The sequence below is a fragment of the Streptomyces sp. NPDC004732 genome (assembly GCF_040609235.1).
Taxonomy (GTDB): domain Bacteria; phylum Actinomycetota; class Actinomycetes; order Streptomycetales; family Streptomycetaceae; genus Streptomyces.
In genome coordinates, this window is sequence record NZ_JBEXJR010000008.1 from 187,083 (window position 1) to 202,673 (window position 15,591).

Below are 15,591 nucleotides of genomic sequence, written 5' to 3' on the forward strand. Positions count from 1 at the left end.
GCCACGCAGAGATTCATGCCGGACCCGCACCAGGGCCCGACACCAGCCGGTGACCGCGTGCTGATGCCCGCCATGCTCGATGTGCAGATCAACACGGTGGGCCGCATCAGTCAGGTCAACGTGTCACGGGGGCCGTCGCACTTCGACGACCTGCCGTCGGTCGACGTCAGCCGCAGCGAGGCGATCGGTGCGGCCGAGGAGGCCGTCAGTCGGCCGGACGGGCTGGAATTTCGTGCGAACGTCCTCAAGGCGGCTCGCCGCGACGGCCGGTGGAACCCGGAGTACATCGTCCAGACCGTCGTGAAGGGTGTGGAGGACGGGGACGAGGCCGACCCGACGGACTACTTCGTGGACGCTCATACCGGTCGGCTGCACGAGGACCCTCCGGAGTGACGGAGTGATGCTCCGGCGGCTCGGGTCCATTCCGGAGAACGGGCAGGGCTGAGGGGCCCGAGCCGGCTGCTCGGGCCCCTCCCTCTCAGGCCGGGGCGGTCTGTCGTGGGAGGCCTGCCTCCGGAGTCGATGCTGCGTCGGACGGGCGTTCCGGGGGGTTCGGGGACCGTCGCGTCGTCGGACGGTCCAGTTGGACCGCCACCGTCGCGTAGAAGCGGTGCACCGCGTCGTCCACGCTGCGGATGAAGCCGGACTCGGCGTTGCCGCGGCCGCTGCCCATGCCCTTGAACAGGGAGAGTCGGAAACCGGTGATCTGCGCGCCGTTCTTCGGCAGCAAGTCCGCCGGTTCGGGACGCAGCCGCTCCAGCGTCCCCCGTGGGCCCCCGGACTCGCCCTCAACCAGCGTCTCGATGTGGAGGTCGGCCGGTGCGTCGGCGAGGCGGCGGACCAGGCGTTTGACCCACGTCAGGGGGTAGCCCTGGTCGGGTGCGGGGATCTCGATGGAGGTGCGGAGCTTGCTCGTTCGCAGGTCCGCGGCCACAGCCAGTACGCCGGGGGCGCCCTCCGCTCGCAGCTCCGCCTGCAGCTTCCCGTCGAGGCAGAGCTGATCCGCGAGGGCGGCGCGGCGGGCTTCGGGGTCGGTTCCCCGCTTGGAGCGCTGCACGGGAAGTACCTTCTGGCCGAGTTCACCACCCAGCCTGAGACAGATCTGGCGGATGAGCCGCTCCCAGCTCTCCACCACCTCCAAGGCGCGCTGGTCCCCCTGGCACAGAGTTTCGTCATCGATGCCGTTGCGTACGGGGACCCAGGCCGAGCCCATGTTCTGGAAACCGTGGCATCCGGAATTCTCGTGCTGGAGATAGTGCAGCAGCTCTTGGAGCAACCAGGCGTGGGCCGCATTGCCGACGCCCTCGTGCCGGATCAACATCTGCGCCTGGTAGGCCACTTCGGCCCATGACAGGTGCCACAGCGCCACCTTGTGCTTGCGTCGCCTGTCGATCCTCACGTCGACGAGCGGGCTCCCCTCCAGGGCCACGTCGTTCGACAGCGTGATCACCGCCTCATAGCCGCGGCGGGCGGCTATGTCCGTGTACGCCTGCACCTGATCGGCCTTGAGGGCGTTCCCGTTGGTCTTGGTCTCCACGAGCGCGGTCCACAGTTTCCCGGCTCGCTCGACGCGGATCACGCCATCGGGACGACGGGGCGAATCGCCGTTCGGCAGGGACACCTCGGTGAACGTCTCCATTCGGCCTGCCGGTGCTCCGAACCCGGCGGTCAGCCTCCTGCCGAACTCAGGGATCTGTGCCATCACCGACAACAGCACCGAGGTGGCCCGCATTTCCCGGTCCCGGTCGCTCTTGAGTGCGGAGACGGGGAAGAGCCTGGCGCCCTTCCAGGCCTCGTTCTCCGCCAAGGACTTCTTGACCACCTTCGGCAGGGTGACCTTCTTCTTGGCGGTGCGGGGGCGGGCCGGAGCCTTCTTGCGCTCGGGTGGGGGCGTCTCCCCCGCCGGGGCCACCGTCGGAGCCGGGGCAGTGACGGCTGCCGCGTCGCCTTCGGCTGCCACGCCGTCGGCCGGTGTCGGAACGGTGGACTCCTCGGCGGGCACCTGCTCGGCGGGCGTGTCGACCGCCGCCTGCTCGGCGGCCGCGCCGTCCGGCATCTGCTCGGTGGGCGCCTCGTCGAGCATCTGCTCCGCGGGCGACCCCTCGGTGGCCGCGTCGTCCTCGATGTCCACACCGAAGTCGGTGGCCAGACCTGCCAGACCCGCCTCGTATCCCTGCCCGACCGCCCTGAGCTTCCACTCCCCGCCACGGCGGTAGAGCTCTCCGAAGATGAATGCGCTCACCGAGCCGGTGTCGCCGATCGCGAACCGGAGCAAGTCGTCACCGGAGCTGTCCGCCAACGTCAGCTGAAGGTCGTCCAGCTCCCCGAAGTGCGCTCCGTCGTACCGGCTCGCCGCGACCACGATCCGGTCGATGTCTTCCGGCACCGCGGTCAGGTCGAAGCTGATCCGGTCCCTGTTGCCGCTCCCGGTTGGCGTCTTGCCCAGGAGCTGCACGCTCCCGTCCGGAGCGACCGGGTTGTTGTAGAAGTAGAAGTCGGCGTCACTGCGGACCTTGCCGCCGGTGTCCAGCAGCAGAACGGATACGTCCGCGTCGCCTTCACCCGTCGGGCTCGTCCAGTCCAGACTCACGATCACGGCATCGGTGTTCGCGCTCAGGGTCGCCAGCCCGATGTTGGCGCCCTTGGATAACTCGTACATGTCCCCACCCCCAATGGCACAGCAGACGCGCATCGCCCCCAGACCACGCGCCCCCTGAATCCTGCGTGTTCCGGCACATTCGCCGTACGGCGGAACTTTAGTACTGGACGTTTCTTCGCGGTGGTCCATCGCAGCGTTCTCCGCACCCCGCCGGGAATCCGCCTCTCCACCGCCCTCTCGCCAGGCGTACGGGGGACAACCCGTAACCCCTGGCGTGTCCCGCATGTGTTCGATTCGGGGGTTCGTAGCTTCGGGGCGTGAATCGATCCCCCAAGCACACCGTGCTCAAGCGCACCGCCCTCTCCTGCGTCGCGGCCGCAGCTGCCGCAGGAGTCGCCCTCGGCGTTCCCGGCGCCTCCGGGGCGGCGAGCGCTGTCGCTGCGCCCGCGCCCGCGCCCCGCGGTGACGTCCCCGTCCAGCTCCTCGCACTGAACGACCTCCACGGGAATCTCGACCCCGTCGAGGGCCCCGCCGGACGCGTGCAGCGCGGCGAAGGCAAGGACGGCGAAGGCAAGGACAGTGGCGTGCAGGCCGGTGGGCTTGCGCAAGTGGCCAAGTTGGTTGGGGAGGCGCGGCGTGGGCAGCGGAATTCTTTGACCGTGGGAGCGGGGGACATGATCGGGGGGAGTCCGCTGTTGTCCGCGTTGTTTCATGATGAGCCGACCGTTCAGGCACTGGAGCGGCTCGGGCTCGATGTCAGTTCCGTCGGGAATCATGAGTTCGACGAAGGGGCGGGGGAGTTGGCGCGGATGGTCGGGGGTGGGTGTCATCCGGAGGACGGGTGTGCGCCCGGGGGGAAGTACGACGGGGCCGACTTTCCTTATCTCGCCGCCAATGTGACTCGCGCGGGGAGCAGCGAGCCGCTGCTCAAGCCGTATGCCGTCAAGACCTTGCCCGGTGGGCAGCGGGTCGGGTTCATCGGGGTCGTTACGAAGGATGCGCCTCAGGCGATCAATGCCTCGCAGGTTCGTGATGTGGAGTTTCATGAGGAAGTTCCTGTGGTGAAGCGGTACTCCGCGGAGTTGGCGCGGCTCGGCGTCGCGGCTCAGGTGTTGCTCGTGCATGAAGGGGAGGCCGCGAACGGGGTCGCCGGGCGCGGGGACTGTGATGACGGCGGGCCCGGGGCGCGGCTCCGGGGGCGGATCAAGGAGATCGCCGAGCGGACGCCCAGTGCGGTGGATGTGATTGTCAGCGGGCATTCGCACGACTCGTACGAGTGCACGGTCACCGATCCCGCCGGTGCGCCCCGCTCCGTGACCCAGGCCGATTCCTTCGGGCGGTCCTTCACCGATCTGCGGTTCCGGGTGGATGGCGACAGTGGTGATGTCGTGCGGGCGTCCGTGAAAGCGCGGAACCGGGTCGTGCCTGCCGACGGGGCCAAGCAGGCTGCGATGCGCAAGCTCATCGAGACGTGGCGTGCGCGGTCCGCCAAGGTCGCCGACCGGACCGTCGGGCACATCTCCGCCGACATGCCGGGCCGCGGCTCCAAGGAGAAGGAGACCCCACTCGGCAGCCTGCTCGCCGACGCGCAGACGGAGGCCACCCTCGGCGAGCGCGCCGAGCTGGCCCTCCTCAACCCGGGCGGCATGCGCGCCGACCTCGTCCGTAAGGGGGACGGGTCCGTTACCTACGCCGACGCGTTTCGTACGCAACCCTTCGGGACTCCCCTCGTGACCATGACGCTCACCGGGGACCAGCTCCTCACCGCGCTGCGGGAGCAGTTCTCCGGCGCCAATGCCCAGGAACCGCGGTTCCTGCAGCTGTCCTCCGCGCTCAAGTACTCCGTGGACATGGGACGGTCCGGTGCCGAGCGGCTGCTGACCGAGACCGTGCAGGTGAAGGGCGAGCGCGTGCGGCCCACCGGGAAGTACCGCGTGACCGTCAACGACTTCCTCGCCAACGGGGGCAACGGCTTCACCACGTTCACCAAGGGGACGGAGCGCGACGGCGGCTCGATCACCGACCTCGACGCGCTGGTGCACTACCTGGAGAACAACTCCGCTCCGGACTCTCCCCTCGACCCGCCCGCCCCCGGCCGGATCACGTTCCTCGCCGAGTAAGCCGAGTAAGGCGAGTAGGACGGGAGGAAGTGCGTACGCCGGGTACGCCGGGTGCGCCGGGTACGTGGGCGGCCAAAGGGGGCTCTTGGCATATTCGTCGGCCACTTTCCCCCTCACCCGACGGACAGAGCTCCGCTAAGCTCGGACCGTGACGGCCGACCAGCCCGCCGCGGGCCCCTTCGCCATCGTCGCTGTCGCCTCGTCCGCCGGTGGCATCCAAGGGCTGAGCGAACTCCTGGGAGCGCTGGGGCCAGAGCTTCCGGTGCCGGTACTCGTGGTCCAGCACCTCGATCCCCGGCACCGGACCGTGATCGCCGACGTCCTCACCCGGCGTACGGACCTACCTGTCGTACTCGCGGAGGCCGGGGAGAAACCGATCCCCGGCACCGTCCACATCGCGCCACCCGGGCGGCACCTGCTCATCGGGGCGGACGGCGACCTGACGCTGTCCGACGCCGAGCTGGTCCACTTCGTGCGCCCCTCCGCCGACCTCCTCTTCGAATCGGTCGCCGCGGCCTACGGAGCGCGGGCCATCGCCTGCGTGCTGACCGGGACCGGAGTGGACGGGGCGATGGGTGTGGAGGCCGTGCACTCGCGCGGCGGGACCGTGATCGCAGAGGATCCGCGGACCGCGGAGTTCTCCGGGATGCCCCAGGCCGCAGTGAACACGGGCGCGGTGGATTTCGTGCTACCTCTTGAGGAAATCGCGGCGGTGGTCCGCGGACTTCTCGACGCCACGGGGCAGTGATGAACGAACCTCGCAAAGAACCTCGCCAGGATGCCAAGCAGGAGCCGCAGAAAGCGGAATCCAATGAGGCCCTTGAAGAGCTGCTGCTCTTCATCAGGGAGGCACGCGGGTTCGACTTCACCGGGTACAAGCGTTCCACCCTGGGGCGGCGCATCCACAAGCGGATGTCCGACGTCGGCATCGCGTCCTATCAGGACTACCAGGACCTCCTGGAGACCAGCGCCGAGGAATTCGGCGCCCTCTTCAACACGATCCTGATCAACGTCACCTCCTTCTTCCGGGATCCGGACGCCTGGACCTTCCTCCAGCACGAGGTCGTCCCCGAGCTGATCGCGGACCTCTCGCCCGACCAGGAGATCCGGGTGTGGAGCGCGGGCTGCTCCAGCGGCGAGGAGGCGTACTCGCTGGCCATCATGTTCGCGGAGGCGCTCGGCATCGAGGAGTGTCTGCGCCGCGTCAAGATCTACGCCACGGACGTGGACGAGGAGGCGCTGCGCGAGGCCCGGTCTGGGCTGTACCCGACGAAGGCGCTGGAGCCGCTCGCCACGGAGCTGCGGGACAAGTACTTCGAGCCGAACGGCGCGCAGCTCAGCTTCCGCCCCGACCTGCGGCGCCGGGTGATCTTCGGTCGACACGACATCACCCGGGACGCCCCGATCTCCCGGCTCGACCTGCTGATCTGCCGGAACACGCTGATGTACTTCAACGTCGAGGCCCAGACGCAGATCGTCGACCGCTTCCACTTCGCCCTGCGCCAGGGCGGTTTCCTCTTCCTCGGCAAGGCCGAGATGCTGCTGAACGACGCCGAGCGGTTCGAGGTGGCCGACATGCGGCAGCGGGTCTTCCGCCGCCGCACCGGCGAGGCCGGGCTGCCCTACCAGCCCGCGCCCCTGAAGGTCAGGAGCAGTTCGGGGCTCGAACTGCACTCCGTGGCCCGCACCCGGCAGCTGCGCGAGCTGGTCCTCGACGCGGGGCCGATCCCATGGGTCGCGCTCGACGGCGACGGCGCCGTCGTGGTGATCAACAGTCAGGCGCGGATCCAGTTCGGGCTGAGCGCCGGCGACGTGGGCCGCCCCTTCCAGGACCTGGAGATCTCCTACCGGCCGGTCGAGCTGCGCTCCCTGATCGACCAGGCCACGCACGAGCGCCGGACGCTGCGGGTCAACAGGGTGGAGCGGCGGGTCGGCGAGGAGACCCAGTACCTCGACATCCTCATCCAGCCGCTCTCCGGGCCCAACGGCCTGCACGTCGCGACCACGATCTCCTTCACCGACGTCACCGTGGCCACGCAGCTGAAGGCCGAGGTCAAGCGCGTACGGGAGGACTTGGAGACGGCATACGAGGAACTCCAGTCGACCAACGAAGAGTTGGAGACGACCAACGAGGAACTCCAGTCCAGCATCGAGGAGCTGGAGACGACGAACGAAGAACTCCAGTCCACGAACGAGGAGTTGGAGACCACCAACGAAGAGCTCCAGTCCGGCAACGAGGAACTGGAGACCATGAACGACGAGATGCGCATCCGGACGGAGGAGCTGGACGAGGCCCGGGCCTTCCTGGAGGCCGTACTGACCAGCATCGCGGCGGGCGTCGTCGTGCTGGACAACAAGATGAAGGTCAAGAGCTGGAACCGGGGCGCCGTCGACCTGTGGGGCCTGCGCAGCGACGAAGTCGTCAGCGAGAGCTTCTTCGACCTGGACTTCGGGCTCCCGACGGATGAGCTGAAGCCTCTGGTGCAGGAGTGCCTGAAGACCCGCAAGCGCACCGGCCCGATCCCCGTGGACGCCCTGAGCCGCATCGGGCGGCCGATCACGTGCGACGTCTTCTGCTCCCCCTTCGACGGACACAACGGCGGTGTCGTCCTCATGATGGAAGAGAGCCGAATCCCTCCCGCCGAATGACCGGGCGGGCGTACGCTTCCGCTATGGAGCCGCAGGGGTACGACGAAGCCCTCGGCGTGGTGGCGACCGCACGAGGACGTGCCGCCCGTGCGCTGGAACGGGCGGAGCGGGCCGCGGCCGCGGCCGAGCGCCACGAACGGCTGGCGGCCGACCCCGAGGGCGGCGAGTTCCACGCGCACATCGCCGAGACACATCGGCGGTCGGCCGCCTGCCACCGCTCGTCGGCCGCCCTCCACGCCGCCTTCGCCGACCGTACGGTGGCGTGGGCCCGGGGCAAAGGGAGCCGACCCCGGTTCATGACGGGCGTCGCGGACGCGCTGGGCACGGAGAGCGCCGCGATCACCCTGGTCGACTCCACGCAGAACCAGCTGGCGGTCGCGGTCTCCGGCGAACCGGCCCTGGCCGCCCAGGACTTGGAGTACGTGCTCGGTGAGGGGCCGTGCCGCGAAGCGTCGTACCGGCGCCGCCCCGTCCATTCGGCGGGCGACGAGATCGAGCGGCGCTGGCCCGGTTACGGACCCGGCCTCACCTCCCTGGGCATCACGTCAGTGCTCGCCGTCCCGCTGGAGACACAGACCGGCTGCTTCGGGGCGCTCGCGGTGTTCGACCCGCGCCCCGGCCTCGTGGGATCCGCGGGTCTCGCCGAGGTCACCGACGCCCTCACCCGCATCGTGCTGCTCGGCCCGGACGCCGACCCGGAGCTCTATGGCGGAACGGACCACAGGGAAGCCGTCCAGCAGGCGTCGGGCGTCCTCTCCGTGCGGGTCGACTGCAGCATCAGCGACGCACTGGCACTGATCAAGGCACGCGCGTTCGCCGAAGAGACGACGACCGAGGCGATCGCCCGGCGGATCCTGGACGGGGACCCTTATCTCTGACTCCTTGAGGAGCTCGGCATGACCCCCCAACAGCAGCTGGCCGACACGTTCGTCGCCCTGGCCGGCAGCTCGACGGAAGGCTCACTGGACGTACCCCAGACGCTCGCGGTCCTCGTCGGCCGCAGCCCGTCACTCCTGGGTGTGTCCGCCGCTTCCGTCGTGTACGACCCCGGCAGCGGCGAGGCCCCGCAGGCGAACGGATCCGACCCCGACGTGACCCGCCTGGAGCGCGAGGCACTCTCCTGGCACGAGGGCCCCGGCCACGGCCCGCACCGCACCGACGCGCACCTCGCGGCCCCCACGTCCCTCGACAGCCCCGCGGCGCGGCAGCGCTGGCCGCGCTACACCCCGGGGGCCCTGGCGCTGGGCCACACCCACGTCGCCGCCCTCCCGCTCCGCGTGCCCAGCCGCACCCTCGGCGCGCTCGTCCTGTTCTCCGGCCAGGAGGACGTCCCCGCTCCGGCCGACCTTGCGCTCGGCCGGTCCCTCGCGGACTTCACGGCCGTCACGCTGCAGCGGGCGCGCGAGGCCGAGGACGGCCGGGCGCTCGCGGGCCAGCTGGAGCGGGCCCTGACCAGCCGCGTGATCATCGAGCAGGCCAAGGGGGTGATCGCCACGCGCAGGTCGCTGACCATGGAGGGCGCCTTCGAGGCCCTGCGCTCGTACGCGCGGTCCCACCGGCGGCTGCTGCACGACGTGGCACGCGAGGTGGTCGACGGGACCGCCGATCCCACGCTCACGGATCCCTCGGACTGACCTCGGGCCCAGCACGGCAGCGGGACGTGAGCGGCACGGCAGCGGAACGTGAGCGGTGTCGCCCAGAGTGATGCGTGTCAGCAAGTCCGCAGGTCAGCAGGGCGCGTCACCGCTCAAGCACTCCCGGGGGAATTCCCATGCGTACGTTCCGCAGCCGCTCCACCGTCCTCGCCGCCACCGGCGCCGCCGTGTTCGCCCTCTCCCTCACCGCCTGCGGCGGGGGCGGCTCCGACACGAAGTCCGCCGGGGCGGACACGCCCGAGACGACGGTCTCGGTGGGCGCGTCCCACGGCACCGACGCCAACACCGACGCCGCGAAGACCGCGGGCTCGTCCGGCTCGTCCGGCTCGTCCGACGCCACCAAGGCCTCCGCCCCCGGTGGGAAGCAGGCCGCCTCGGCCGCTCCCGTCTGCACCACCAAGGACGTCGCCATCAGCGCCGCGCGCCACGGCGGGCCGCCCTCCACCCACATCGTCCTGACCGCGAAGAACACGTCGGGCCACAGCTGCAGGATGACCGGCTTCCCGGAGATCCAGTTCCTGGAGAGCCACAAGCAGAACGTGCCCGCCGTCGCCAAGAGCAAGCCCGCGGCCCCCGTCGTCCTGAAGGCCGGTGCCCCCGCCTACGCGCTGGTCAAGGTGTCGGACGGCGGTGTCGACGAGAGCAACGAGCCCGTCTCCGCCTTCTCGGTGACGCTGCAGGGCGGCGGCGGCATGGCCGCCGTCAGGGCCCCGGGCAGCGGCGGCATCGCCGTCGACCCGGCGAAGGCGCTGACCGGCTACTGGACGTACGAACTGCGCAACGGCGCCGACGAGTTCTGAGAGCCTGGCGCCGACCTCCTCGACGTCGAGCAGGTCGACCCGGGTCCATGCGAGACGCCCGGCCTGCACCTCACGGATGCGGGACGGGCGTTGGGTCGCGAGCCAGCGGGCTTCGGCGTCGCGTTGGGAGTCGGTGCCGCGCGGGGACCCGGCCGAAGTTGCCGTGTCCCCGCGTCGGCCTCATGAGTCGCCGGAATTGCCCGAGTTGTTGTTGCTCCGGCCGCTTCTCCTGGCCGCCGAGAAGAACAGGTCCGCGGAGACCTGCGTCGCCTTGGCCACGCCCTGGACCCAGCGGGGGCCGCCGCGCGACGCCCAGACCATCGCTGCGAGCCCCAGGGCCACGACCACCATCACGATGTAGAGCAGCACGATCATCATCGGCCTCCCCCTTTCTCCGTCTCTGTTCGAAGACGTGAGTTTCTCAGACCCGGTTCCGCAACGGGAACGCGTGCCTCCGGGCCGCGGTCACCACCAGCAGGACCGGGATCAGGAGCAGCAGGATCGTCCAGGGGAAGGACGAGGTGCCGACCAGGCCGAGCAGGATGCCGCCGAAGACACCGCCGCCCGCCATCGCGGCGTTCCACAGGGTGACGAGCATGGCCTGGGCGGCGTCCGCCGCACCGGCAGCGTCGCCCGCGTCGCCCGCGGCGGTCTGCAGGAGCGTGGGAGCGCCGCCCCAGCCGAGGCCCCACAGCGTCACGGCGACGTACACGAGCGCCGGGGTGTCCGAGAAGACGGCAAGCACGGCCGCCGCCACGCCGACCAGGAGCACGCTCGCGAGCGTCAGCGCGCGCAGCTTGCGGTGGATCAGCGCGCCCACGATCCAGATGCTGGCCAGGGACGCGGCGCCGAAGACGAGGAGGACGAGGTCGGTCGAGCCGCCCATGCCGAGCTCGTCGAGGAACGTGGCGATGTAGGTGTAGAGGACGGTGTGGGCCAGGACGAAGACCAGGGTGACGAAGAGGACCGGGGTCACGCCGGGCACGCGCAGGGTGCGCAGCATCGGGGTCCGCGCGCCGCCGGGCTCCTGCCCGGGGTAGTCGGGGACGAGCGCGGCGATCCAGGCCAGCAGGCCGACGGTGAGCCCGGTCATGACCAGGAACGCCACCTGCCAGCTGAGCACCTTGCCGAGGAACGTCCCGGCGGGCACGCCCAGCGACAGGGCGACCGGGATGCCCGCCATGGCGATGGCGATCGCCTTGCCCTGGAGGTGGGCGGGCGCCATGCGGCGGGCGTACCCGGCGAGCAGGGCCCACGCGAGTCCCGCGGCGACACCGGCGACGAAGCGGGCGGCCATCGTCAGGGTGTAGTCGTGCGAGAGGGCGGTCACGGTGTTGGCGGCGGCGAAGCCCGCCATCGCCATGAGGAGCAGCCGCTTGCGGCGCCAGCCCGCGGTGGCCGCGGTCAGCGGTATCGCGGTGAGGGCGGTGCCGAGTGCGTAGACGGTGATCGTCTGCCCGGTCGCCGACTCGCCGACGCCGAGGTCGGCGCTCATCGCAGGGAGCAGGCCCGCGGGGAGGGTCTCGGTGAGGCTGGTGATGAAGACGGCGGTGGCCAGGGCGAGTAGGGCGAGGAGGGGGAGTTTCTGGGGGGACTCTTCGGGTCGCTGACGGTTTTGGGTGAGGGGGGCTTCTTTGGTGGTGGTGGGGGTGGTGCGCAGGGTGGGCATCGCGAGCCGTCCTATCGGTGCGTCACGGGTGTACGAGGGGGTCGGGGGTGCTGGGGGTCTGCGGGGTACGAGAGGTCTGTGGGGTACGCGGGGTACGAGAGGTCTGCGGGGTACGAGGAGTCAGCGCCGCCAGGCGGAGCGCGGTCCCGGCCGTCTCGTCGGCGGGGCCCCGGCAACAGATCACCGGGGAGAGGGAGTTCGCCGCCGGGTCGTCGGGCGACGGGCCGGTGAGGACGAGCGAGCCGTCGTCCGCCAGGAGCCGGAGCAGGCCGGGCGCGGGCGGCGCGGGCAGGCCGTCGTTACCGTGGACGAAGAGGAGGTCGACGTGGCCGAGCCGCGCCCCGACCGCGGGGGCCAGCGCCTCGACGGCCGCGGGGTCCGCCGGGTCGCAGCGGACGACGTGGGCGCAGGAGCCCACCTCCACGGCGGCCTCGTCGAGGTCCGCCCCGGGGCCGCCGGTCACCAGGACCTCGGCGCCGCCCTCGACGAGCCGCTTGGCGATGGCGAGGCCGAGCCCGGTCGCCCCGCCGACCACCACCGCTTTCCTGCCTGCGTACTTGGGCATCCGCCCTGCTCCGTCCTCCGTCGGCTGCTGACGGGGACGACTCTGCTCGGGGGCGCATCGGGGTCGCTGACGGTTCGCTGACGGTTCGCTGATGGTCCGGCGGGGCCTGGTCAGGGGCTCGCTGTGTACGGTGATCCGCATGCATTTCGGGGTGCTCGGTCCACTGGCGGTGCGGGACGGCAAGGGGGAACCGGTCAAGGTTCCCGAGGCGAAGGTCAGGGCGCTCCTCGCCGACCTTCTGGTGCACGAGGGGCGGCCCGTCTCCGCGGACCGGCTCATCGACGACCTGTGGGGCGACGCGCCGCCCGGCAATCCGGCCAACGCCCTGCAGTCCAAGGTCTCCCAGCTGCGCCGCGCCCTCGGCCGCGACCGCGTGGTGCACCAGCCGCCCGGCTACCGGCTGCGCCTCGACCCGGCGGCGGGCGACGAGGTGGACGCCGACCGCTTCCGCGCCCTGGTCGAGGAGGCGCGGCGGGCGCCGGACCCGCGGTCCCGGGCCCATGCGCTCGGGCAGGCGCTCGCGTTGTGGCGGGGGCCCGCGTACGCCGATCTGGCCGACGAGGAGTTCGTACGCGCGGCCGCGGACCGGCTCGCGGAGCAGCGCCTCGCCGTGGTGGAGGAGCAGGCGGAGGCGCGTCTCGCGGCGGGCGACCATACGTTGCTCACGGGGGAGTTGGCGGACCTGGTGGCCCGGCACCCCCTGCGGGAGCGGTTGCGGGCGGCGCAGCTGCGTGCGCTGTACCTGGCGGGGCGGCAGAGCGAGGCGCTCGCCTCGTACGCGGCGCTGCGGAGACAGTTGTCGGAGGAGCTGGGGCTCGATCCCGGGCCGGAGCTTGCGGCCCTGCACGAGGCGATCCTCCGCCAGGATCCGTCGCTGGGGCGGCGGGTTCCGGAGCCGAACGTCGAGCCGAACCTGAGCCCGGCTCCGGACCTGAGCACTCGTCCAGCCGCAGGCCCCGGTCCCACCGTGGAACAAGGGGGCCGCCAGGCACTCCCCACCCCCCTCACCCCCCTCGTAGGCCGCACCCAAGCCGTCGCGGAAGTCGGCGAACTCCTCGCCGCCGGACGCCTCGTGACCCTCACCGGCCCCGGTGGTGTCGGCAAGACGCGGCTCGCGCTGGAAGCCGCAGCCCGTTCCGCCGCGTCCTCCCCCGACGACGTCCGGCTCGTCGAGCTCGCCGCCCTGCGCGGCGACAGCACCCTCGCCGACCTCGCCGTATCCGTCTCCACGGCCCTCGGCCTCCGCGACGACATGCCCTCGGCCTCATCCACCACCGCACGCCCCACCACTCCCCTCGACCGCCTGACCGCCGCCCTCCGCGACCGCCGCACGCTCCTCGTCCTCGACAACTGCGAGCAGGTCGTCGAGGAGGCCGCCGCGCTCGCGGACGCCCTGCTGCGCGCCGCCCCCGGCCTGCGCGTCCTGGCCACCAGCCAGGAACCGCTGGGCCTGACCGGCGAGACCGTGTTCCTCGTGGAGCCGCTACCGGCAGTGGACGCCGTCCGGCTGTTCGTGGCCCGTGCGACCGCCGCCGCCCCCGGCTTCTCGCTCGCCGAGGGCGGGGACGACGAGGCTGCCGTGGCGGAGATCTGCCGCCGCCTCGACGGCATCCCCCTCGCGCTCGAACTCGCCGCCACGCGCGTACGGGCCCTGGGCGTGCGGGAGTTGGCCGACCGGCTCGGCGACCGGTTCCGGCTGCTCTCCTCGGGGCAGCGCGGCGCGCCGGCCCGTCAGCAGACGCTGCGGGCGATGATCGACTGGAGCTGGGAGCTGCTCACCGCGCCCGAGCGGATCGTGCTGCGCCGCCTCGCCGTGCACCGCGACGGCTGCACGCTCGACGCGGCGGAGGACGTCTGCGCAGGCGACGGCGTGACCCGCGACGAGGTGCTCGACCTCGTGACCCGCCTCGTCGACCGCTCCCTGGTCGTCATGGCACCCGGGCCCGCCGGGACGGCGCCGCGCTACCGCCTCCTGGAGTCCGTGGCCGCGTACGCCATGGAGCGGCTGCACGCGATGGAGGACCTGACCGGCGTACGCGAACGCCATCTCCACCACTACCTGGACCTCGCCGAACGCGCCGAGCCCCGGCTGCGCGACGGCGGCCAGCGGGTCTGGCTGGCCCGCCTGGACGCGGAAGCGGCCAACCTCCGCTCGGCGCTGGACGAGACGGTCCGGCACTCCTCGGGGGACGAGGCGGCCCGGCTCGCCACGGCGCTCACGTGGTGGTGGCTGCTGCGGGGCCGCCTCACGGAGGCACGGCACGCCCTCGCGGCGGTACGCGGCGCCGCTCCCCGCAGCGCCCCCACCACGGCCCCCGGCGCAGCGGGCGACACCACCCCCGGCGCCACCCCCGGCGCCACACACGACACCGCACCCGGCACCACACCCACCGCCGCCCTCGCCACCCCACCCGGTGACAGCCAACTCGCCCTCCTGCACACCGCGTTCCGACTGCTCACGGGTGACCCGCAACCCACACCCGCCCCCACCAGCACCACCGCCACCACCACCCCGCGGAACCCCCGCACCCTCTGGCTCCACGCCTACGCCCTCTTCAGCGCGGGCGACCCGGCCGCCAGCGAGGACGCCAACGCACAGGCCCTCGCCCTCGCCACCCGCACCGACGACCAGTGGACGACCGCCGCCGCCCTCGCCCTGCGCGCGATGCACGCGCTGATCCGCGGCGACCTCGACACGATCGGCCGCGACGGGCGGCGCGCGGCCGTGCTCTTCGCCGAACTGGGCGACCGGTGGGGCGAGTTGCAGACCGTCACGCCGCTCGCCGTGCTCGCCGAGATCCGGGGCGAGTACGCGGAGGCCGTGAGGCGGCAGGAGGAGGGGCTTGCCATCGCGCGCGAGCTCGGCCTTCAGGCGGAGGTCGCGGCACGCCTCTCCGGACTCGGCCGTCTCGCGCTGCTCACGCACGACTGGGAGCGGGCGCGTGAACTGCACGAGGAGGCACGGCAGTTGGCGGAGCGGTACGGATACCGCTACGGCCAGATCCACGCGGAGATGGGCCTCGCGCTCGGCGCCCGCCGCTCCGGCGACCTCGACGCGGCCGAAGCGCACCTGATGCGCATCCGGGACCGCCACGCCGACGTGTCCTCCCCGGCGGGCGACCACCTGCACCACGCCGAGCTCGGCTTCATCGCGGAGCTCCGAGGGGACGGGCCCGGCGCCGAGGCCCACCACCTCCTCGGCCTCAAGACCGCCCGCGCCCTCGCCGAGCCGCGCGCCGTCGCCCTCTCCCTGGAGGGCCTCGCGGGCGCGGCGGCCGTGTCCGGGACGGCGGAGGCAGGGGCGGGGGCGGAGCGGGCCGCCGAGCTCCTCGGCGCGGCGGACGCGGCCCGCAGGAGCGTGGGCGCCCCGCTGCCGCCCGCCGAACGCGGCGACGTCGACCGGATCGCGGCGGCGGCGCGGACGGCCCTCGGCGAGAGCGCCTACGCGGAGGCGTTCGCGCGGGGCGGCGAGCTGGACCCGGAGCGACTCCCGTACGACGTCTGAGGCCCCGTATACAGTGGCAAGCTCCCGCA

12 protein-coding genes are annotated in these 15,591 nt (G+C 71.9%); 8 read left to right on the forward strand and 4 right to left on the reverse strand.

Annotated features, from left to right (window positions below; all coding sequences use genetic code 11):
- Positions 1-15: 15 nt before the first annotated feature.
- On the forward strand, positions 16-393 hold the full coding sequence (locus ABZV77_RS24690; RefSeq protein WP_356260723.1) for a hypothetical protein: 378 nt from the start codon (positions 16-18) through the stop codon (positions 391-393).
- An 85-nt stretch (positions 394-478) separates the two neighbouring features.
- Here ABZV77_RS24690 and ABZV77_RS24695 read toward each other — a convergent pair whose 3' ends face one another.
- Positions 479-2,659 (reverse strand): TerD family protein, encoded by a 2,181-nt coding sequence (locus tag ABZV77_RS24695; RefSeq protein WP_356260725.1) that lies wholly within the window; start codon positions 2,657-2,659, stop codon positions 479-481.
- Between the two features lie 257 nt (positions 2,660-2,916).
- Here ABZV77_RS24695 and ABZV77_RS24700 point away from each other — a divergent pair, with 257 nt between their 5' ends.
- The 6 genes from ABZV77_RS24700 to ABZV77_RS24725 all read left to right on the forward strand — a co-directional run bounded on the left by ABZV77_RS24700 (position 2,917) and on the right by ABZV77_RS24725 (position 9,823).
- Entirely contained in the window at positions 2,917-4,719 is a 1,803-nt protein-coding gene (locus ABZV77_RS24700; protein WP_356260728.1) for a bifunctional metallophosphatase/5'-nucleotidase, read from the forward strand.
- Between the two features lie 148 nt (positions 4,720-4,867).
- On the forward strand, positions 4,868-5,467 hold the full coding sequence (locus tag ABZV77_RS24705) for a chemotaxis protein CheB (RefSeq protein WP_356260731.1): 600 nt from the start codon (positions 4,868-4,870) through the stop codon (positions 5,465-5,467).
- On the forward strand, positions 5,467-7,368 hold the full coding sequence (locus ABZV77_RS24710) for a CheR family methyltransferase (RefSeq protein ID WP_356260734.1): 1,902 nt from the start codon (positions 5,467-5,469) through the stop codon (positions 7,366-7,368). Before ABZV77_RS24705 ends, ABZV77_RS24710 begins: the two co-directional genes overlap by 1 nt.
- 23 nt (positions 7,369-7,391) lie before the next feature.
- Positions 7,392-8,246, forward strand: a complete 855-nt coding sequence (locus tag ABZV77_RS24715; protein ID WP_356260736.1) for a GAF domain-containing protein — start codon at positions 7,392-7,394, stop codon at positions 8,244-8,246.
- A gap of 18 nt (positions 8,247-8,264) precedes the next feature.
- Positions 8,265-9,002: an ANTAR domain-containing protein gene (locus tag ABZV77_RS24720; protein ID WP_356260739.1), complete on the forward strand. Its 738-nt coding sequence runs from the start codon at positions 8,265-8,267 to the stop codon at positions 9,000-9,002.
- A 137-nt stretch (positions 9,003-9,139) separates the two neighbouring features.
- Positions 9,140-9,823: a DUF4232 domain-containing protein gene (locus tag ABZV77_RS24725; protein ID WP_356260742.1), complete on the forward strand. Its 684-nt coding sequence runs from the start codon at positions 9,140-9,142 to the stop codon at positions 9,821-9,823.
- Positions 9,824-10,003: 180 nt separating this feature from the next.
- Here the strand turns inward: ABZV77_RS24725 and ABZV77_RS24730 are convergent, their stop codons facing one another.
- From ABZV77_RS24730 to ABZV77_RS24740, 3 genes are read right to left on the reverse strand one after another with little or no spacing between them, the layout of a single operon-like run.
- Positions 10,004-10,201, reverse strand: coding sequence for a hypothetical protein (locus ABZV77_RS24730; protein ID WP_356260745.1), 198 nt, complete (start codon positions 10,199-10,201; stop codon positions 10,004-10,006).
- A 43-nt stretch (positions 10,202-10,244) separates the two neighbouring features.
- Complete coding sequence (locus ABZV77_RS24735; protein ID WP_356260748.1) at positions 10,245-11,492, reverse strand: MFS transporter; 1,248 nt, start codon at positions 11,490-11,492, stop codon at positions 10,245-10,247.
- Positions 11,493-11,514: 22 nt separating this feature from the next.
- Positions 11,515-12,057: an SDR family NAD(P)-dependent oxidoreductase gene (locus ABZV77_RS24740; RefSeq protein WP_356260751.1), complete on the reverse strand. Its 543-nt coding sequence runs from the start codon at positions 12,055-12,057 to the stop codon at positions 11,515-11,517.
- A 139-nt stretch (positions 12,058-12,196) separates the two neighbouring features.
- Between ABZV77_RS24740 and ABZV77_RS24745 the strand changes: the two genes are divergently transcribed.
- Complete coding sequence (locus tag ABZV77_RS24745; protein ID WP_356260753.1) at positions 12,197-15,562, forward strand: BTAD domain-containing putative transcriptional regulator; 3,366 nt, start codon at positions 12,197-12,199, stop codon at positions 15,560-15,562.
- Positions 15,563-15,591 lie beyond the last annotated feature (29 nt).